At 66.7% G+C, this 19,274-nt stretch carries 16 protein-coding genes and 1 riboswitch; of the genes, 7 read left to right on the top strand and 9 right to left on the bottom strand.

Annotation, left to right across the window (positions count from 1 at the left end):
* Positions 1–341 precede the first annotated feature (341 nt).
* Positions 342–436: riboswitch (glycine riboswitch) on the top strand.
* A gap of 198 nt (positions 437–634) precedes the next feature.
* The 4 genes from gcvT to ACPT9U_RS14360 all read left to right on the top strand — a co-directional run bounded on the left by gcvT (position 635) and on the right by ACPT9U_RS14360 (position 6,865).
* A complete protein-coding gene (gcvT, locus tag ACPT9U_RS14375; protein WP_435751406.1) occupies positions 635–1,726 on the top strand; it encodes a glycine cleavage system aminomethyltransferase GcvT in 1,092 nt (363 codons plus the stop codon).
* A gap of 113 nt (positions 1,727–1,839) precedes the next feature.
* On the top strand, positions 1,840–2,226 hold the full coding sequence (gene gcvH / locus ACPT9U_RS14370; protein WP_418363364.1) for a glycine cleavage system protein GcvH: 387 nt from the start codon (positions 1,840–1,842) through the stop codon (positions 2,224–2,226).
* Positions 2,227–2,228: 2 nt separating this feature from the next.
* Positions 2,229–5,123: an aminomethyl-transferring glycine dehydrogenase gene (gcvP, locus tag ACPT9U_RS14365; protein WP_435751405.1), complete on the top strand. Its 2,895-nt coding sequence runs from the start codon at positions 2,229–2,231 to the stop codon at positions 5,121–5,123.
* Between the two features lie 122 nt (positions 5,124–5,245).
* A complete protein-coding gene (locus ACPT9U_RS14360) occupies positions 5,246–6,865 on the top strand; it encodes a beta-1,6-glucan synthase (protein ID WP_435751404.1) in 1,620 nt (539 codons plus the stop codon).
* On the opposite strand, the gene ACPT9U_RS14355 is transcribed toward ACPT9U_RS14360, so the two are convergent.
* On the bottom strand, positions 6,761–7,198 hold the full coding sequence (locus ACPT9U_RS14355) for a hypothetical protein (protein ID WP_435751403.1): 438 nt from the start codon (positions 7,196–7,198) through the stop codon (positions 6,761–6,763). The genes ACPT9U_RS14360 and ACPT9U_RS14355 overlap by 105 nt on opposite strands.
* 304 nt (positions 7,199–7,502) lie before the next feature.
* On the opposite strand from ACPT9U_RS14355, the gene ACPT9U_RS14350 reads away from it, so the two are divergent.
* Complete coding sequence (locus tag ACPT9U_RS14350) at positions 7,503–10,115, top strand: glycosyltransferase family 2 protein (RefSeq protein WP_435751402.1); 2,613 nt, start codon at positions 7,503–7,505, stop codon at positions 10,113–10,115.
* A gap of 70 nt (positions 10,116–10,185) precedes the next feature.
* Here the strand turns inward: ACPT9U_RS14350 and ACPT9U_RS14345 are convergent, their stop codons facing one another.
* The 8 genes from ACPT9U_RS14345 to ACPT9U_RS14310 all read right to left on the bottom strand — a co-directional run bounded on the left by ACPT9U_RS14345 (position 10,186) and on the right by ACPT9U_RS14310 (position 16,775).
* Complete coding sequence (locus ACPT9U_RS14345) at positions 10,186–11,523, bottom strand: SLC13 family permease (protein ID WP_435751401.1); 1,338 nt, start codon at positions 11,521–11,523, stop codon at positions 10,186–10,188.
* Between the two features lie 94 nt (positions 11,524–11,617).
* Positions 11,618–12,874 carry a 6-phosphofructokinase gene (locus ACPT9U_RS14340; RefSeq protein WP_435751400.1) on the bottom strand — a complete coding sequence of 419 codons (1,257 nt, stop codon included), beginning with the start codon at positions 12,872–12,874 and terminating at the stop codon, positions 11,618–11,620.
* Positions 12,875–13,014: 140 nt separating this feature from the next.
* Positions 13,015–13,668, bottom strand: coding sequence for an adenylate kinase (gene adk, locus ACPT9U_RS14335; protein ID WP_418363371.1), 654 nt, complete (start codon positions 13,666–13,668; stop codon positions 13,015–13,017).
* A gap of 85 nt (positions 13,669–13,753) precedes the next feature.
* A complete protein-coding gene (gene kdsB / locus ACPT9U_RS14330) occupies positions 13,754–14,539 on the bottom strand; it encodes a 3-deoxy-manno-octulosonate cytidylyltransferase (RefSeq protein WP_418363372.1) in 786 nt (261 codons plus the stop codon).
* A complete protein-coding gene (locus ACPT9U_RS14325) occupies positions 14,539–14,730 on the bottom strand; it encodes a Trm112 family protein (protein WP_004312605.1) in 192 nt (63 codons plus the stop codon). The genes kdsB and ACPT9U_RS14325 overlap by 1 nt, the downstream gene beginning before the upstream one ends.
* Entirely contained in the window at positions 14,711–15,718 is a 1,008-nt protein-coding gene (gene lpxK / locus ACPT9U_RS14320; RefSeq protein WP_418363768.1) for a tetraacyldisaccharide 4'-kinase, read from the bottom strand. Before lpxK ends, ACPT9U_RS14325 begins: the two co-directional genes overlap by 20 nt.
* 10 nt (positions 15,719–15,728) lie before the next feature.
* Entirely contained in the window at positions 15,729–16,154 is a 426-nt protein-coding gene (locus tag ACPT9U_RS14315; protein ID WP_435751399.1) for an ExbD/TolR family protein, read from the bottom strand.
* A gap of 12 nt (positions 16,155–16,166) precedes the next feature.
* Complete coding sequence (locus tag ACPT9U_RS14310) at positions 16,167–16,775, bottom strand: MotA/TolQ/ExbB proton channel family protein (protein WP_418363374.1); 609 nt, start codon at positions 16,773–16,775, stop codon at positions 16,167–16,169.
* Positions 16,776–17,080: 305 nt separating this feature from the next.
* On the opposite strand from ACPT9U_RS14310, the gene xseA reads away from it, so the two are divergent.
* Positions 17,081–18,502 (top strand): exodeoxyribonuclease VII large subunit, encoded by a 1,422-nt coding sequence (gene xseA, locus ACPT9U_RS14305; protein ID WP_418363375.1) that lies wholly within the window; start codon positions 17,081–17,083, stop codon positions 18,500–18,502.
* A 137-nt stretch (positions 18,503–18,639) separates the two neighbouring features.
* Positions 18,640–19,224, top strand: coding sequence for a superoxide dismutase (locus ACPT9U_RS14300; protein ID WP_418363376.1), 585 nt, complete (start codon positions 18,640–18,642; stop codon positions 19,222–19,224).
* Positions 19,225–19,274 lie beyond the last annotated feature (50 nt).

The raw sequence follows: 19,274 nt of genomic DNA, 5'->3' as shown, positions 1-19,274 counted from the left end.
CAACCACCTAATCCCTGTCAAGCATTTCGTGAATCTTTTTTAACGCCCCAGCTCACCGCCAAGACCCGATCCACCGCCCAACAACCTCCCGCTTCAACCTCCTCAACCCCGCACCCCGCTTCCGAAGAAACCGCTGCAGCGCTGAAGAGGTGCGCATTATAGACCCAGCAGAAACAACGTCAACACAAATCCGCAATCTAAAAATTTATGAGCAAATAATACGGTCAGCCAACCAGACGAGGCGCCGCAAGGACTCCGCTCGGCCGGCATCGGCTCCGGCGACATCCGATCCGGCGGTCGATCCGGCGGTTGCCCCACGGCGGGTGCAGGTGGTATCGTCCGCGCGACACGCGGGAGAGAACTTCGATCTGTATGGAAGAAGTCGCCGAAGGCGCAACCCCCGGAACCGCTCAGGCAAAAGGACCGCGCGTGCAGTACAAGTCTGGAGAGCGATACGAGCGCGCTGCGTTTGCGTATCCACCGAAGGGGCACTCCGTTGCCGCGCGCCTGAGTCTATATATATGTGGAGGACGGCGAGGACGGAAAATCTCTCAGGTACAAGGGACAGATGGGGCGAACCTGGCGATGCGCTGTGTTCGCCCCTTTTCGTTCACCCCTACGGAGCGCCTCCGCGATGACGACTGCTGCCAAGCAAACCCCACTCCACGCCGCCCATGTCGCTGCAGGTGCGCGCATGGTCGACTTTGCCGGCTGGGACATGCCGGTCAACTATGGATCACAGATCGAGGAGCACCATGCAGTGCGCCGCGACGCAGGGATGTTCGACGTCTCGCATATGCTCGCCCTCGACCTCGCGGGCCCGGACGCCACCCATTGGCTGCGCCGGCTGCTCGCCAACGATGTGGCCAAGCTCAAGGAGAGTGGCAAGGCGCTCTACTCCTGCATGCTCAACCCGAACGGTGGGGTGATCGACGATCTCATCGTTTATCGCTTCAGCGATGCCGACTACCGGATCGTTGTCAATGCGGGCACGGCGGACAAGGACGTGGCGTGGATGCGCCAACAGATCGCATCCACAGGGGTCAATGTGACCCTGCAGGCGCGCCGCGATCTGGCGATGATCGCGGTACAGGGCCCGCGCGCGATCCAGCGCGCGACCACGGCGCTGCCCGAGCTTTGCACCGCCAGCGGCATTCCCGCCCCCTTCAGCGGCGCCCGGGTGGGCGACCTGCTGATCGCCCGCACCGGATACACCGGCGAGGACGGCCTCGAGATCGCCGTGCCGGCCGCCCGCGCCGAGGCAATGTGGAACGCGCTGGCGGCCTCAGGGGTGAAGCCCTGCGGCCTCGGTGCGCGCGACACGCTTCGCCTTGAAGCAGGCATGAACCTTTACGGGCAGGACATGGACGACACCGTCTCGCCACTCGACGCCGGCCTGTCCTGGACGGTGGACCTGAAAGACGAAGCGCGCGACTTTGTCGGCCGCACTGCACTGGGGGCCCGACCGGCCACCCAGCGCCTGCTCGGCCTCATCCTCGAAGACAAGGGGGTACTGCGCTCACACATGAAGGTCTTCACCGCTGCCGGCGAGGGCGAGACCACCAGCGGCAGTTTCTCCCCCACGCTCGAGAAATCCATCGCCTTCGCACGCGTTCCGCTGGCGAACACGCCCGGCGAAGGCGTCGAAGTGGAGGTTCGCGGCAAGCGCCTGAGGGCGCGCACCGTAAAACTTCCCTTCGTGCGCAACGGCAAACCACTCGTCTAACCCCCTCCCGGGCGCGGCGACACGCCGTCGCGCCCACTTCCACCGTCCGCAGCGGATCAGCTCGGTCGGTAAGCAGTCATCCGGAATCCCCACCTTCACGATTGGAGCGCGCCATGAGCAACATCCCCGCCAACCTCAAGTACACCAAGTCGCACGAATGGATCCGCGTTGAAGACGACGGCACCCTGACCATCGGCGTCACCGACCACGCCCAGGAAGCTCTCGGCGACGTGGTCTTTCTCGAACTGCCCGACGCAGGTCGCAGCCTTTCGGCCGGCGAAGCGTGCGCGGTGATCGAGTCGGTCAAGGCCGCCTCCGACATCTACGCCCCAGTGGCAGGTGAAGTGATCGCCAACAACCAGGACGCGATCGACACCCCCGAGAGCATCAACGCCGACGCCTACGCCAACTGGCTGTTCAAGCTCAAGCCGGCCAACGCAGCCGACGTCGCCGCGCTGATGGATGCCGCTACCTACGAAGCGGAAATTGCCCAGGCCTGATCATGAGCGACTCCCTGCTTTCCGCCCCGCTCGCCCGGCTCGAGCAGCGCGACGCATTCATCGGTCGCCATCTCGGCCCCAACGCCGAAGAGATCGCGTGCATGTGCGCAGCGATCGGCGTACCCAATCTGGACACCCTGATCGCGCAGACAGTACCGGCCGATATCCGCCTCGCGTCGCCGCTGCCGCTCGCTAATCCGATGCCCGAGCATGAGGCCCTCGCCCGCCTGAAGGCCATCGCCGGCCGCAACGTGGTGAAGAAATCCCTGATCGGCCAGGGCTACTACGGCACCCACGTCCCCGCGGTCGTGCTGCGCAACGTGCTCGAAAACCCGGGCTGGTACACCGCCTACACGCCCTACCAGGCCGAGATCTCCCAAGGCAGGCTCGAAGCCCTGCTGAACTACCAGCAGATGGTGATCGACCTCACCGGCCTGGAACTCGCCAACGCCTCCCTGCTTGACGAAGCCACCGCCGCTGCCGAGGCGATGACGATGGCGCGCCGCGTGTCGAAGTCGAAGTCGAACGTATTCTTCATCGACGAGGCCTGCTTCGCGCAGACCATCGACGTGGTGCGCACGCGCGCGCACTATTTCGGCTACGAACTGGTCTATGGCAAGGCCGCCGAGGCCGGCAGCCACGACTGCTTCGGTGCGCTGCTGCAGTACCCGAACGCGCGCGGCGAGGTCGTCGACCTCACCATGCCAATCGCCGAGCTCAAGGCCAGGGGCACCGTGGTCGCGGTCGCCAGTGATCTGATGGCCCTGGTGCTGCTCAAGAGCCCCGGCAGCATGGGCGCCGACATCGCCCTCGGCTCGGCGCAGCGCTTCGGCGTGCCGATGGGTTTCGGCGGCCCGCACGCCGCCTTCTTCGCCACCCGCGAAGGCTACGTGCGCTCGATGCCGGGCCGCATCATCGGCGTCTCCAAGGACGCGCGCGGCAAGACCGCGCTGCGCATGACGCTGCAGACGCGCGAGCAGCACATCCGCCGCGAGAAGGCGAACTCGAACATCTGCACCTCGCAGGTGCTGCTCGCGAATCTCTCCGGCTTCTATGCGGTGTATCACGGCCCGCAGGGCCTGCGCACCATCGCCGCGCGCATCCATCGCCTCGCCGCCGTGCTCGCCGCCGGCCTGCGCGAGGCCGGCTTCGGCCTGCACGACCGCCCCTTCTTCGACACCGTCGAGGTCGAGGTCGGCGTGCGCGCGCCCGCCATCCTGCGCGCGGCCGAGGAAGCCGGCTTCAACCTGCGCAGCGTCTCCGGCACCACGCTCGGCCTCGCAGTGGATGAGACCACCACGCGCGAGGACATCGCGGCAATCCTGGGCTGCTTCGGCGCCTCCACCGACCTCAGTGCACTCGACGCTCGCGTCGCGGCCGCCGGCGGCGCGCTGCCCGTAGAGTTACTGCGTAGCGACGCCGTGCTCGCCCACCCGGTGTTCAACACGCACCACACCGAGCACGAGATGCTGCGCTACCTCAAGAAGCTGCAGAACCGCGACCTGGCGCTCGACCACTCGATGATCTCGCTCGGCTCGTGCACGATGAAGCTCAACGCGACCAGCGAGATGATCCCCATCACTTGGCCGGAGTTCGCCAACATTCACCCGTTCGCGCCGCGCGAGCAGGCTGCTGGCTACCTCGAGATGATCGAGGGCCTGGCCGACTACTTGCGCGCGGTCACCGGCTTCCCGGCGATCAGCATGCAGCCCAACTCGGGCGCCCAGGGCGAGTACGCCGGCCTGGTGGCGATCGCGCGCTACCACGCCAGCCGCGGCGAGGCCAACCGCAGGATCTGCCTGATCCCGAAGTCTGCGCACGGAACCAACCCGGCGACTGCGCAGATGTGCGGCATGCAGGTGGTGGTGGTCGAGTGCGACGACAACGGAAACGTGGACGTTGCGGACCTGCGCGCCAAGGCCGAGAAGCACGCCGCCGACCTGGCCGCGCTGATGATCACCTACCCGTCCACCCATGGCGTGTTCGAAGAGTCGATCCGCGAGATCTGTGACCTGATCCACCAATACGGCGGCCAGGTATACATGGACGGCGCCAACCTCAACGCCCAGGTCGGCCTGACCTCCCCGGCGACGATCGGCGCCGACGTGTCGCACATGAACCTGCACAAGACCTTCTGCATTCCGCACGGCGGCGGCGGTCCGGGCATGGGGCCGATCGGCCTGGCGGCACATCTGGCGCCCTTCATGGCCGACCACGTGATCCAGCCGACTGGCGACGCCGGACGGCCCAACCTGGGCCAGGGCGCAGTCTCGGCGGCACCCTTCGGCTCGGCGAGCATCCTGCCGATCTCCTGGATGTACATCACGATGATGGGCGGAGAAGGTCTCAAGCAGGCAACCGAGGTGGCGATACTCAACGCCAACTACCTTGCCGCGCGGCTGGTGGATCACTACCCGGTACTGTATTCCGGCAGCCAGGGTCGGGTCGCGCACGAGTGCATCCTCGACATCCGCCCAATCAAGGCGGCGACCGGCATCTCCGAGGTCGACATCGCCAAGCGCCTGATGGACTACGGCTTCCACGCGCCGACCATGTCCTTCCCGGTGCCTGGCACGATCATGGTCGAACCGACCGAGTCGGAGGACCTCGCAGAGTTGGAACGCTTCGTGGCCGCGATGGTTGCGATCCGCGAAGAGATCCGCCAGATCGAGACCGGGAACTGGCCCGCAGAGGACAACCCGCTCAAGCAGGCGCCGCATACCCAGGCCGACTTCCTCGGCGACTGGAACCGGCCGTACACGCGCGAGCAGGCGGTGTTCCCGCTGCCCTGGGTGGCGGAGAACAAGTTCTGGCCCAGCGTCAATCGCATTGACGATGTCTACGGCGACCGCAACCTGTTCTGCGCCTGCGTGCCCATGAGCGACTACGCGGCATGACGCAGTAGCGCTGTTAGAATCCGGCGAACCCGGGAGCAGGCCACGCCTTCGGGCGTGGCCTTTTTTCTTGCCGGCGCACGGCGATCTCCGTGCCCCCTCATCCTTGAACGGAAGCACCGCAGGTGTTCATCGCGCCCCGTACCGACCGCAAGCAGCTCTGGCTCGCTCTCCTGCTCTCGAGCCTTGGGGTTCTGCTGCTGCTCGCCCTGATGCTCTGGGACCAGAGCCGCCCTGTGCCCATGCACGACCTGCATCTCGCCGAAGGCGAAAAGCTGCGCTGTGTCTCCTACGCCCCCTACCATCGCCCCGGGCAGACGCCACTGCAGCCGGAAACGCGGATCGAGCGCGAACAGATCGCCACCGACCTTGCCGCACTGGCAGAGATCACCAACTGCATCCGCCTCTACTCGGTCAGCCAGGGGCTGGAGCAGGTGCCGGAACTTGCCCGCAACGCAGGGCTGAAGGTCCTGCTCGGCGCTTGGATCGGCTACGACAAGACGATGAACGCCGCGGAGCTCGAGCGCGCCCTGGCGCTCGCCAACGCCAACACCGACGTGGTGCGCGGACTGATTGTCGGTAACGAGGTCCTGCTTCGCCGCGAGCGCACCGAAGACGAGATGCGCGAACTCATCCGCCACGCCAAGACCCATGCCAAGGTCCCGGTCACCTATGCCGACGTGTGGGAGTTCTGGACCCGCCACGACAGCCTCGCCGCCGAGCTTGACTTCATCACCGTGCATATCCTGCCCTTCTGGGAAGACGAGCCGGTGGATATCGACCGGGCGCTCGAACACGTCGCGGCAACCCGCGAGCACGTCGGCCAACACTTCGCCGGCAAGCCCATCCTGATCGGCGAAACCGGATGGCCGAGCGCAGGCCGCCAGCGCGAGGAATCGAAGCCCTCGCGCGTGAATCAGGCACGCTACATCCGCGAGTTCGTCCACCGCGCCCATGCGGAAGACTGGGACTACAACCTGATCGAAGCCATCGACCAGCCCTGGAAGCGCGCCCTGGAGGGTACGGTCGGCGGCTACTGGGGCATGCTCGAGGCCTCGGAGCTCGCCCCCAAGTTTCCCTTTTCCGGGCCGGTGGCCGAGCGCGAGACCCTATTCGGTCCGATCGGCGGTGCGCTCCTCGGCGGAGTGCTCGGTTTCCTTCTCTCCGCCACCGGCCGGCGCACCTACTGCCTGCGCGTCAGCGCCCTCAGCCTCACCGGCGCGATGGGCGGGCTGGTCGCGGTGCTGCATTGGGAGCACGCCCACCTTGCCTACCGCAATGCGCTCGAATGGTCGGTACTAGGTACCGTTGCGGCGCTGGCCGGGCTCCTGCCGCTGGTGCTCACACGTTGGTTCGGCGAGCCGGTTCCCTGCACGCGGCGCGCCACACGGATCCTCTGGCACGCCGACCGCCTGCGCACCAAGGCGGCATCGATCGGCATGCTGCGCGGACTGCTGCTGTTCGCCGCGGCGGTCGCCGCCCTGCTGCTCTGGGTGGACCCGCGCTACCGGGACTTCCCGGTCCTGCTCTATCTGGCCCCGGCCGTGGTCCTCGGCGTCACCGGCTGGTGGCGCAACGGCACCACCCACGCCGAGCGCCTGTGCGCGGCTGTTCTGCTCTTCTCGGCGCTCGCCCGCTGGTCATCGGAACCGGCCAACCCCCAGGCCATCGCCTGGGCGCTGACCGGCGCCGCATTGGCCCTGCCGGTGCTCCTGGTGCGGCCGCATCAGCACGATCAGGCCTAGGAGCGTGCCGACCGCAGCCGGGTCGTAACTGTAGAGGATCAGCCCGACCAGGCCGGAGAGCCAGGCAAGCCACGCCACCGCCCGCCAGCCGGCAAGGAAGGAGGCCACGCCCGCAGCCAGGCTCAACCACCCCACGCGCTGGTGCTGGAAGCCCTGCACCAGCAGGTCGCGGGCAAGGCAGGCAGGTCCCCCGCCAGCCCCTTCGGAACATGCACTTGCAAGTAAGCCGGCCTCGATCACCCGATACCGGAGCCAGATTGCGACCAGCGCAAGTAGCGTGCCCCAGACCCAGATTGCCGCACTGCCGCATTTCGACCCAATATTTCGCGCCATCCACCGAATTCCCTGCAGAATCAGCCCGCTTTGGACGGGCTGCGACACTGTTGCAAATTGGCACGCTCACCTGCTCGTAAGCATATGAAATCGCGCATAAAATGCGCGCAACTGCAAAGCTGTACCGGGCTTCGCAGTAATTCTTCGCATTGTGTCACAAGGCTTGCAGGACGCGAGAAGTGCAGCGCAACAACCCATTCACCCCCTCCTTCGGTGACGTCGCCCCTCGTCACCGAAAGCAAGACTCCGCTCAAAAGGCACTGCTGCAGCCCGCCCAGCCGACGGGTCACGCACTGGAAACACGATGACCAAAGCCGTCTCCCACCTTGCCCGCCTGGCCATCGCGATCGCCATCGCAGCCGTCGTTGCGCTCACGCAATACTGGATCTGGCAGCAGCTCAATCGCAGCGCCGAGTTCACAGGAACCAACCAGAGCATCAAGGGCTTCGCTTACAACGGTTTCCAGCGCGAGCAGAGCCCACTCAAGGGCACCTTCCCCACGCGTGAGGAGATTGCCTCGGATCTCGACCTGCTCGGGCGCAAATCCGACGGGCTGCGCACCTACGGCGTCACCGACCTGCCCCCGCTACTTGAACTCGCGGGCCAGCGCGACATGCTCGTCACCGCTGGCGCCTGGCTCGATGCCAACATGGAAACCAACGAGCGCGAGATCACGGCGCTGATCGATGCCGCTCGCAAGATGCGCCACGTCGAGCGCGTGATGGTCGGCAACGAGGCCATCCTGCGCGGAGATCTGAAGGTCGAGGAAATGATCGGCTATCTCGACCGCGTGCGCAAAGCGATCCGCAAGCCCGTCTCTACCGCGGAGCCCTGGCACGTGTGGCTGCGCTACCCGGAGCTCGCCAAGCACGTCGACTACATCACCGTTCACCTGCTCCCCTACCATGAGGGGCTGCCCGTCGAGCAGGCGGTCGAATACGCCTTCCAGCGCTACGACGAGGTGGCGCAAGCCCATCCGCGCAAGAAGATCGTGGTGGGCGAGATCGGCTGGCCAAGCCGGGGGCCCACCATCGATGCCGCCGTGCCCTCGCTCGACAACCAGGCGCGCTTCGTTCGCGAATTCCTCGCCCATCCGCGCACCGCACGCATCGACTACTTCCTGATGGAAGCCATCGACCAGCCCTGGAAGGTGGACGTCGAAGGCTGGGCCGGTCCCTATTGGGGCATGTTCAACGCCGACCGCGAGCAAAAATACGCACTCGAAGGCATCGTCGAGCGCGACCCGCACTGGTCGACCAAGGCGATCAACGCCGCCGCGCTCGCCTTCATCCCGATGATGCTCACCGCGTTCTTTCTGCCTGGCTGGAGCATCTTCGGTCGCGTGTTCCTTGCCGCGCTGATCCAGGCCTGCGTGTCGACGCTGATCATCGGCATCAACGTGCCGGTCGAGTACTACCTCACCCAGCGTGACCTGATCGGCCTCGCGCTGCTCATCGGCGCCACCGGCATGACCGCGGCGGTGCTGCTGTCCCACGGCTTCGAGTTCGGCGAGGTCCTGTTCAAGAAGAAGTGGCACCGCCGCTTCATGCCGCTGCCGCCGCACGCCCCCGACCAGCAACCCTTCGTATCCATCCACCTTGCCTGCTACAACGAGCCGCCCGAGATGGTGATCGCCACCATCGACAGTCTGGCGAAGATGAACTACCAGAACTTCGAAGTCCTGGTGCTGGACAACAACACCCGCGACGAGGCGCTGTGGAAGCCGCTCGAGCGCCGCTGCGCCGAGCTCGGCCCGCGTTTCCGCTTCTTCCACCTCGCCAACTGGCCCGGCTTCAAGGCTGGCGCGCTCAACTACGGACTCAAGGTCACCGACCCGCGTGCCGAGGTCGTCGGCGTGGTGGACGCGGACTACGTCGTCGATCCCGACTGGCTCGCCTGTCTGATCCCGCACTTCGACCAGCCGGACGTCGCCGTGGTGCAGGCGCCGCAGGCGCATCGTGACTGGGAAACCCAGCCCTTCAAGCGCATGTGCAACTGGGAGTTCGACGGTTTCTTCCGCATCGGCATGCACCACCGCAACGAACGCAATGCACTCATCCAGCACGGCACCATGACCCTGGTGCGCCGTCTCGCGCTGGAGGAGGTCGGCGGCTGGTCCGAGTGGTGCATTTGCGAGGACACCGAACTCGGCCTGCGCCTGATCGAGAAGGGCTATGACACCCGCTACGTCGACCACATCCTTGGCCGCGGCCTCACCCCCTCCGGCTTCGCAGCGATCAAGAGCCAGCGCTTCCGCTGGGCCTTCGGCGCGATGCAGATCCTGAAGGCGCACCTGCCACAGATGATCGGGCGCAGCAGCCTGAACCTCGCCCAGCGCTACCACTTCCTCACGGGCTGGTTCGCCTGGCTGGGCGACGCGCTGCAGCTGGTTTTCGCCTTCGGAAGCCTGCTATGGACGCTTGGTATCCTGCTGTTTCCGAAGGCCTTCGGCCTGCCGGTGGTGTCCCTCGCGCTGCCGATCTTCGGCTTCATGATCTTCAAGGCGGCGCTCGGCCCCATTCTGTACCGCCGCACCATGGACTGTCCCTGGAGGGACATCCTCGGCGCCTCGATCCTGTCGGTGGGGCTCGCACATGCGATCGCGCGCGGCGTGTTCGCCGGCCTGGTGAAGAAGAAAGGCGTCTTCGTGGTTACGCCCAAGGGCTGGCGCGGCGGCGGTGCGCTTGCTTTCTTCAACCCCATCCGCGAAGAGATCGGCATGCTGATCGCACTGCTGATGGGCGCGGCAACGCTGGTCGCACAGCGTGGCGCGGACAACCTGGAGACGCAGCTATGGGTCGGCATCCTTTGCCTGCAGTGCATCCCCTACGTGGCCGCCATCTTGTGCCAGGTCGCCGCCTACATGCCCGAACGGCGCAACGCTGGGGCCTCATGCGCCCTGCCCGGCTCGGCCTGAGGAACCTGAGGAACAGGCAGCCGCGCACGGGGCGCGGCACCGCCACCTTGGCTTTGTGGCGCTGCACGCGTCAGTACAACGCGAGCGCCAGGGCTGCGGCAACGATCAGTACTGGGTAGATAAGCGCTGTCACACGCAGGCCGCCAGCAATCATCGCCCTCTGCGGCACATGTCCGCTGCCGAAGATGATCGCATTGGGCGGCGTCGCTACCGGCAGCATGAAGGCGCAGGAGGTTCCCACCGCAACCAGCACCGCGAGCGGGACCTGATCCACCTGCGGCGCCAACCCCAGGAAAAGCGGGATCAGCAGCGCGGCGCTCGCGGTGTTGCTGGTGACCTCGGTGAGCAACAGGGCGAACAGCACCATCAGCGCCAGACACAGCAGCGCAGGCATGCCTGCCAGCGGCCCGCCCAGCTGGGCCGCCAGCCAGCTCGCGGCGCCGCTTTCGCCCAGCACCTTGCTCAGGGTGAGCCCTCCCCCGAACAGCAGCAGCACTCCCCAGTCGGTACTCCGCTCCACGTCCTTCCACTCGGCCAGGCGCAGGCCATGCAGCAGCACCAGAGCCAGAACCGCCACCATCGCGTCATAGCCGCGCGCCAGCCCCAGCCAGTTCGAAAGCGGTGCACCGAGGACCCACAGCAGCACCGTGGCCCCGAACACAGCGATCATCCGTCGCTGCGCTTCCGTCCAGGCCGCCGGCGGCGGGGGAGGTGAAACACAGGCGCTCAGGCGCGGCTTCAGCGCCCAGCGCAACCCGAGCTCCATCAAGGGCATCAGCACCACGACCAGCGGCAGACCCCAGGCCATCCACTGCGCAAAGCCCAGCCCCACATTTGCGGCTGCGATCGCGTTCGGCGGGCTACCGACCAAGGTACCGATGCCGCCGATGTTGGCCGCAAAGGCCACCCCGAGCAGCACGTACATCCAAGTCCGGCGCTCGTCCTGCAGCGGTAGCGGCGCAAGCAGGCCGAGCGCAAGCGGCAGCATCATTGCCGCGGTGGCAGTATTGCTGATCCACATCGACAGCAAGGCGGTGAGCCAGAACAGCCAGCGCACCGCCCGGCCAAGATCCGAGCCCGCACGCCGCATCACATGCGCCGCAATCCAGCGATCCAGCCCCTGGCGCTGCAGACCCGCGGCAAGGGCGAAGCCGCCGAGGAACAGGAAGATGACCGGGTCCGCAAACTGCAGCAGCGCGTCTTCGAAGGCGAGGACGCCCGAGAGCGCCGCCAGCAGCGGCACCAGCAAGGCCGTCACGCTGACATGCAGTGCCTCGGTGATCCATAGCCAGGCGATGGTCACCAGCAGCGCGATCCCCGCCCCGCTCTGTTCGGGCAACCCCTGCAGTCCGGCGAGCAGCCCGACGTAGAGCACCAGCGCGAAGATCAGCTTGAAACTACGGTGCACGACCCTGACTCCGTCAAAGCGAATGACACGCGCGCCAACCCTGCAGGGCACTCGGCGTACCCGGTCGCGCCTCGGGGCACCGCACTCCGCCGCCTCAGCCCTGCCAGGGCGGCAGGCGGGCCGGTACCTGCGCCCAATCAAGGGGGCGATAGTCCGGCAGACCGCCGCGCACCGGCTGCACGACCTCGCCCGAGATCAGCGGGCGGATGTACTCGCGGGCCGCAGGCGTGACGTGGAGGCCATCTGCAGCGATGAACCCGGACGGCAGCGTACGCTCGAGGTTTGCAATCCCGGCCGTGTCCACCGCCTCGATCACCCATGCATACGGCTCACTCCCCAACCGCCGAATCCCCGGCATCATGCCACCCTGCCCAGCCAGCGCAAACCGGACCGCCGCCTCCCCGACCGCCAGCGCCTGGGCCTGGTCGGTGGCCGAGAGCCAGTGCCCGGCAGACCGCTGCATGTAATCGGGGATGGCCCAGTGGTACTTGTAGCCAAGCCGTTCGTGAATGAGGCGCGCGACCGCGAGCCCTGCGCCGCCGAGCTGCACGTAGCCACGCGCATCGCGCGATTTTTCCATCAGCAGCCCACCATCGGCACGACGAATCCCCTCGGATACCGTGACCGTGCAGTAGCCCAGTCGCTCGGTAACGCTTCGCACCCGGGCGAGAAAGGACGCTTCGTCGAAAGGCGCCTCCGGCACCAGCACGATATGCGGCGGTCGGTCGGGGTCGCCGCCCGCGGCGAGTGCGGTGGCCGCGGCCAACCAGCCCGTGTTGCGCCCCATCACCTCCATCACGAACACGCTGCCCTTGGCGCCCACCATGGACGCGATGTCCAGCCCGGACTCGAGCATCGAGGTGGCGACGTACTTCGCAGCCGACCCGAAGCCGGGGCAACAGTCGGTGCCGACGATATCGTTATCCACCGTCTTGGGCACCCCGATGCAGATGAGCGGGTGAGCCCGCCGCCGCGCCTCGGCCTGAATGCGGGCCACGGCGTCCATCGAGCCGTTGCCCCCGTTGTAGAGCAACCAGCCGATACGATGTGCGCCGAAGGTCGCGAACAGGCGGTCCATCACGCGTCCGCCATCGTCGTGCGGCAGGTCGAATCGGCACGAGCCGAAGGCACCGCCCGGCGTACGCGCCAGACGCTCGACCGCCTCATCGTCGAGGGTGGAGGTGTCGATCAAATCCTCGTTCAGCACCCCCGCGATGCCCCGGTGGGCCGCATACACCTTCGCGATCCGCCCACTCTGCGCGCGTGCAGTGCGAATGACCGCCGCCGCGGTGGCATTGATGACCGCCGTCACGCCACCCGAGTGTGCATACAGCAGCTTGTCGTGATTCATCGCATGCAGCTCCTGGCCGGCCTCGGGAAGCACGTCCCGGGCATCGAAATGAAAGCGGCGCGGCCCGCCACCCCGCAGGGGGCGCAACCGCGCCGCTGTTGCCGCACGCTTCGGGCGTCGCGGCACGTCCGCACCAGCGCTTACTTGAGCGCGTCGAATGCGCGTGTGGTGATCTCGTCGACCGCTCCCAGCCCCGAGATCTTGCGCACCTTGGGCGCCTTGGCATCCCCCGATGCAGCCCACTTGCTGTAGTACTCGACCAGCGGCTTGGTCTGCGAGTGGTAGACGTCGAGGCGCTTCTTGACGGTTTCTTCCTTGTCGTCGTCGCGCTGCACCAGGTCTTCGCCGGTGACGTCGTCCTTGCCCTCGACCTTGGGCGGGTTGTACTTGACGTGATAGGTGCGACCGGAGGCGAGGTGGGCGCGGCGGCCACTCATGCGTTCGACAATCTCGGCATCAGGCACATCGATCTCGAGCACGAAGTCGATCGGTACGCCAGCGTCCTTCATCGCGTCGGCCTGCGGAAGGGTGCGCGGGAAGCCGTCGAACATGTAGCCCGACTTGCAGTCGTCCTGCTGCAGGCGGTCCTTGACCAGGCCGATGATGATGTCGTCGGACACGAGGCCGCCGGCATCCATGACCTTCTTGGCCTCCAGGCCCAGCGGGGTGCCCGCCTTCACCGCGGCGCGCAGCATGTCGCCGGTGGAGATCTGCGGAATGCCGAACTTCTCCTTGATGAAGTTGGCTTGCGTACCCTTGCCGGCGCCCGGCGGTCCCAACAGAATCAGTCGCATACTCCCTCCCGTAAATGGACGGCCAGTGCATGGCCGTTTCCTTATTGATTGAACAGCAGAAACTTAACTGACGCGCGTCGGGTGGTCAAACCCCTCCAGCCGCGAAGAATGCGCGTACCCGCTCCAGATCCTGTGGGGTGTCGACCCCGGCCGCGGGAGCCTGCGCAAGCTCGAGCACCCGGATGCGGTGGCCATGCCACAGCGCACGCAGTTGTTCCAGCGCCTCCCAGTGCTCCAACGGCGAGGGCTCGAGACTTGCGTAGCGGCGCAGGAAGCCGACCCGGTAAGCGTACAGGCCGACGTGGCGCAGCACCGGCAGCGCTGGCGGCAGGTCGCGGCCGCCCTCCCCCCAGGCGTCGCGCGCCCAGGGAATCGGCGCTCGCGAAAAATACAGTGCGCGCCCCGCGGCATCACACACGACCTTGACCACATTGGGACTGAAGACCTCGGCGGGATCGTGGATCGCATGAGCGGCCGTGGCGATCGCAGCCTCTGCGTCCGCGGCCAGCGCCCGTGCAACCGCCACCACGACCGCAGGGTCGATGAGCGGCTCGTCGCCCTGCACATTCACCACGACGTCCTCGTCCGCCCAGCCGCGCAGCGCGGCGACCTCAGCGAGGCGGTCGGTTCCGCTCGGATGGTCCGGGCGGGTCATCACCACCGCGCCACCGGCCGCCTGCACCGCATCGCGCACACCTTCGTGGTCGGTGGCAACCAGGGTCTCGGCAGCTCCCGCCGCCTGCACGCGCTCCAGCACGCGCACGATCATCGGCTTGCCGCCGAGGTCGGCCAGTGGCTTGCCGGGGAGCCGGGTGGAGGCGTAGCGCGCCGGAATGACGATACGAAAGGCCGCGGATGCCATGGCAGCCATTACTTGCGCAGGGCGTCGACTTCCTCGGCGCTCATCGCGCGCGCTTCCTCGTCCAGCATGACCGGGATGCCGTCGCGGATCGGATAGGCCAGGCGATCAGCCTTGCACACCAGTTCCTGCTTGTCCTTCAGGTAGTCGAGCGGCCCCTTGCACAGCGGGCAGACGAGGATTTCAAGCAGTCGTGCGTCCATCTTCCAGTATCTCCAGGATGCGTTCGGCAGCGCCCGAACCGATCTGCGCCCGGACCGGATACTCCCAGCAGTCATCGGGCGCGAAAGCGGCGCATTTTACCGCATCCTTGGCCGTCATCAGGATCGGAAGTGGCTCGTCGAATGCGAGGTCAGCCGGAGTGAAGCGGTGATGGTCCGGGAAGGGGTGCGGAACCACGACCATGCCCTCGCTCGCGAGCTGGTCGAAGAAGCGCTGCGGACGCCCGATTCCGGCCACGGCATGCACGCGCTGACCACGCAGCTCCACAGCCGCGCGCCGACGCGCGGGCCCTGCGAGCGCATACAGTTCTCCACCGTGCAGGCGCATCGGATACGTGGGCACCGACTCAAGCGCTTCGCGCACGGGCAGCGACAGTGGGCCGTGCGCGACGACCAGATCGACCTCGCGAAGACGCGCGAGCGGCTCGCGCAGCGGCCCCGCCGGAAGCAGCAGACGATTGCCGAGGGTGGCTTCATCCACCACGGCAATCTCGATGTCGCGCCCGAGGCGGTAGTGCTGCATGCCATCGTCCGCGATGAGGACGTCGCACTCCGGGTGCAGGCGCATCAGCTCGCGCGCCGCAGCCGGACGGTCGCGGCCGATCACGAGCGGGCAGCCGGTGAGCCGCGCCAGGAGCACGGGTTCGTCACCGTAAAGCACTGGATCACCCTCGCGCGGCACCATCGCCACCCGGCCCTCGGTACTGATCCGCCCGCCATGCCCTCGACTGACGATGCCGGGGTGGCGCCCCGCGCCCCGCAACACGCTTGCGAGCCAGTCCACCACCGGGGTCTTGCCGCTGCCGCCCACGGCAATGTTGCCGACCACGATCACCGGTAGCGGAAGCCGCTCCGGCTGCACCGACCTGCGCCGCTGGGCAGCCAGTGCTCCGAACAGGCAGGCGAGCGGACGCAGGATTTGCGCGACCGGGCCGCGCTGCAGCCAGAACGCGGGCGCCCGTGCCGCCATGCTCAACGGCTCACTGCGCCGGGGCCTGGGTCGCGAACGTGATGTGCGGCAGGCCCGCACGCTGGGCGGCCTGCATTACATCCACCACACTCTGGTGCGCCGCCTTGGCATCCGCATTGATGACGATGACGGGCGGACTCCCCGCCTCCCCCGGCGCGGCCTTGCCGAGCGCGGCTGCGATCGCGTCGATGCTGCGCTCGCCCACGGGCTGGCGGTTGACCAGCACCTCGCCTGCAGCGGTGACGGCGACGACGATCTCCCGCGAGACGGACTCCGCCCCATCGGACTCGGCCGTCGGCAGGTTGATCTCCAGCCCGGAAACCTTCGAGAAGGTCGTGGTGAGCATGAGGAAGATGATGATCACCAGCACCACGTCGATGAGCGGAATCATGTTGATCTCCGGCTCCTCGTTGCGGCTGCCGCGGCGAAAATCCATGGCTGTTCGTCCTCAGACCCGGCGGTCGCCGTGCACGACCTCGACGAGCTTGACCGCCTGCTGCTCCATGTCGATCACGAAGCTGTCGATCAGCGCCTTGAAGTGACGCCAGAAGATCATTGCCGGAATGGCGATGATGAGGCCGAGCCCGGTCGTGTACAGGGCGATCGAGATGCCGTGCGCAAGCTGGGCCGGATTGGCGCCGCTCACACCCTGAGAGGCGAAGATGTCGATCATGCCGATGATGGTGCCGAGCAGGCCCATCAGCGGGCTGATCGCCGCAATGGTGCCGAGCGTGGTGAGGAAGCGCCCCAGCTCATGCACCACGGCACGGCCGGTTTCCTCGATGGCTTCCTTCATGACCTCGCGCGAACTGTTGACGTTGCGCAGCCCCGCAGCCAGGACGCGGCCGAGCGGAGAGTGCGCAGCCACGCGCTCGATCATCTCGAGCGAGGCCTCGCCCTGGCGGACGTCGGCAAGCACCTTGTCGAGCAGTCCGGCCGGAACGATGCGGGCGCGACGCAGGGAGATGGAGCGCTCGATGATCAGCGCAAGCGCAATGACCGACGCCAGAATCAAGGGCCAGATCGGCCAGCCGACGGCCTGGATGATCGCGAACACGCGCGGAAACCTCGTTTGGGTAAAGCGCGAACTCTAGCGCCGCATCCCTGCGCGGGCAAGCACGGCCGTCAATGCGGCCGGCACGCAGATCCATCCACAGAAGCTGTGGATAAGTATGTGGATCAATGGGGAATATTGCCCCGAATCGGCCTGCCTGCAGGCGACAGCACTCTTCGATGCAAAATTGTGCAACACATTAAACCTTTTTAAATCAGATACTTGCAAATTCACCCTTTATTGATCAAGGACTTGCGACATGTACCTTGACAGCGTCCAAAGGCTGTGGATTGAACTACAATTCCGCCATGACATTTCAAGCCTCACAGGCCGCAGGCGGCCTTTCCAGCGCGCCCGATTTCCTGTCCGCTCCGGTACTTAGCGTCGCCGAACTCAACCGCCTTGCACGACAGGCGCTCGAGTCCGCGCTACCGCTGATGTGGGTCGGGGGCGAGGTCTCCAACCTCACCCGCGCCGCCTCCGGCCACGTCTACTTCACCCTCAAGGATGCCGATGCCCAGGTGCGGTGCGCGATGTGGCGCAACCGTGCGCAGTTGCTCGCGTTCCGTCCGGAGAACGGCATGCGCGTGGAGGCCCGCGCGCTGCCGACGCTGTATGAGGCCCGTGGGGAGTATCAGCTCAACGTCGAAACGCTGCGCCCAGCCGGCATCGGCAGCCTGTTCGAAGCGTTCAACCGGCTCAAGGCCAAGCTCGCTGCGGAAGGGCTGTTCGACCCCGCGCTCAGGCGTCCGCTACCGCATCATCCGCGTGCGATCGGGATCGTCACCTCGCCGCAGGCCGCCGCGCTGCGCGACGTACTGGTCACCCTGCGCCGGCGTGCACCGCATGTGCCCGTGATCCTCTACCCCGCCCCGGTACAGGGCGGCGACGCAGCGGCACGACTGCGCGCCGCCATTCAGCGTGCAGGCCAGCGGGCCGGACAGGATGGCGCAGAGGTGCTGCTGCTGGTGCGCGGCGGCGGGAGCATCGAGGATCTCTGGTCCTTCAACGACGAGGCGCTCGCGCGCGCCGTGCGCGCGTGTCCGCTGCCAGTGGTATGCGGGGTGGGGCACGAAACCGACTTCACGATCGCCGACTTCGCCGCCGACGTGCGCGCCCCGACCCCCACCGGCGCAGCCGAACTCGTCAGCAGCGGCTGGCAGGCGGCCCCGGCCCGATTGGATGCCATCGACCAGGCCTTGCAGCGGGCCATGGCACGCCGCATCGCCGAGCTGGCCCAGCGCCTGGATCGCGCCGGACTGCGGCTCGTGCACCCGCGCGAGCGCCTGCAGCGCGCGGGCAGCACGCTCGACGCGCTGGCCATGCGACTGCGGGACGCCGGCAACCGCCACCTCGAGCGCGCCCGCCTCCGCGTTGCGCAGTCCAGTCTGCGGCTTGGTGCAGCTGTCCCCAGGCCAGCGGTGCAGCGCGAACGCATCGACACCCTCTCCCTGCGGCTGCGCACGGCGTTCCACACCCAGCTCGAGCGCCGCGGCGACCGCCTGCAGGCACTCGATTCGCACCTCCAGCATCTCGACCCGCAGGCCGTGCTCGGCCGGGGCTACGCAATCGCGCGTGACGAACACGGCAACGTACTGCGCAGCGCGGACGATATCGCGATCGGCAGCGTGGTCAGCGTGCAGCTCGCAAAAGGCCGGCTGGACACCCGGGTCATGCGCTGCGGCAGCGACCGGGCACGCGATGGGCGGGAAGCTGCGCCACGCGACTGATTTGCACAGTCGTGTTCCGCACGCGCCGCGATGGGCTTAACATGCGGGGCGCAACATTGTCAGCCCGTCTCAATAAAGACTAAAATGGTACGTCTTTATAGACCTACAGACAGACAAATCACAACAGGAGAATCCGTATGGAACACACCCTTCCCGCACTGCCCTATGCCAAGGACGCTCTGGCCCCGCACATCTCGGCCGAAACGCTGGAGTTCCACCACGGCAAGCACCATCAGGCCTACGTCACGAACCTGAACAATCTGATCAAGGGTACCGAGTTCGAGAACCTCGACCTCGAAGCCATCGTCAAGAAGGCGCCCGCGGGCGGCGTCTACAACAACGCGGCTCAAGTCTGGAACCACACCTTCTTCTGGAACTGCATGTCGCCCAACGGCGGCGGTGAGCCTGCCGGCGCGCTGGCCGATGCGGTCAAGGCCAAGTGGGGCTCTTACGAGGACTTCAAGAAGGCCTTCCAGACCTCCGCTGTCGGCAACTTCGGCTCGGGCTGGACCTGGCTGGTCAAGAAGGCAGACGGCTCGGTGGACATCGTCAACATGGGCGCCGCCGGTACGCCGCTGACCACCGGCGACACCGCGCTGCTCTGTATCGACGTCTGGGAGCACGCGTACTACATCGACTACCGCAACCGCCGTCCCGACTTCGTCGCCACCTTCCTCGACAAGCTGGTGAACTGGGACTTCGCGGCGAAGAACTTCGCCTGATTCCCACTGCCGGCATCCAGCCGGCCGCGTCGAATGCGAAAGCGACCCAC

It is taken from the genome of Thauera sp. AutoDN2, from assembly GCF_051280715.1.
In the GTDB taxonomy this organism is placed as follows: domain Bacteria; phylum Pseudomonadota; class Gammaproteobacteria; order Burkholderiales; family Rhodocyclaceae; genus Thauera.
Note: the sequence above shows the minus strand (reverse complement) of the source record. Positions and strands in the feature narration are given on the sequence as shown.

Bases quoted from the DNA above. Each gene is read 5' to 3' on its own strand.
- ACPT9U_RS14325 (WP_004312605.1), bottom strand. From the start codon at position 14,730: ATGGACGCACGACTGCTTGAAATCCTCGTCTGCCCGCTGTGCAAGGGG.
- gcvT (WP_435751406.1), top strand. From the start codon at position 635: ATGACGACTGCTGCCAAGCAAACCCCACTCCACGCCGCCCATGTCGCT.
- lpxK (WP_418363768.1), bottom strand. From the start codon at position 15,718: ATGGCGGCACGGGCGCCCGCGTTCTGGCTGCAGCGCGGCCCGGTCGCG.
- gcvH (WP_418363364.1), top strand. From the start codon at position 1,840: ATGAGCAACATCCCCGCCAACCTCAAGTACACCAAGTCGCACGAATGG.
- ACPT9U_RS14340 (WP_435751400.1), bottom strand. From the start codon at position 12,874: ATGAATCACGACAAGCTGCTGTATGCACACTCGGGTGGCGTGACGGCG.
- xseA (WP_418363375.1), top strand. From the start codon at position 17,081: ATGACATTTCAAGCCTCACAGGCCGCAGGCGGCCTTTCCAGCGCGCCC.
- ACPT9U_RS14350 (WP_435751402.1), top strand. From the start codon at position 7,503: ATGACCAAAGCCGTCTCCCACCTTGCCCGCCTGGCCATCGCGATCGCC.
- ACPT9U_RS14315 (WP_435751399.1), bottom strand. From the start codon at position 16,154: ATGGATTTTCGCCGCGGCAGCCGCAACGAGGAGCCGGAGATCAACATG.
- kdsB (WP_418363372.1), bottom strand. From the start codon at position 14,539: ATGGCTGCCATGGCATCCGCGGCCTTTCGTATCGTCATTCCGGCGCGC.
- gcvP (WP_435751405.1), top strand. From the start codon at position 2,229: ATGAGCGACTCCCTGCTTTCCGCCCCGCTCGCCCGGCTCGAGCAGCGC.
- adk (WP_418363371.1), bottom strand. From the start codon at position 13,668: ATGCGACTGATTCTGTTGGGACCGCCGGGCGCCGGCAAGGGTACGCAA.
- ACPT9U_RS14355 (WP_435751403.1), bottom strand. From the start codon at position 7,198: ATGGCGCGAAATATTGGGTCGAAATGCGGCAGTGCGGCAATCTGGGTC.
- ACPT9U_RS14300 (WP_418363376.1), top strand. From the start codon at position 18,640: ATGGAACACACCCTTCCCGCACTGCCCTATGCCAAGGACGCTCTGGCC.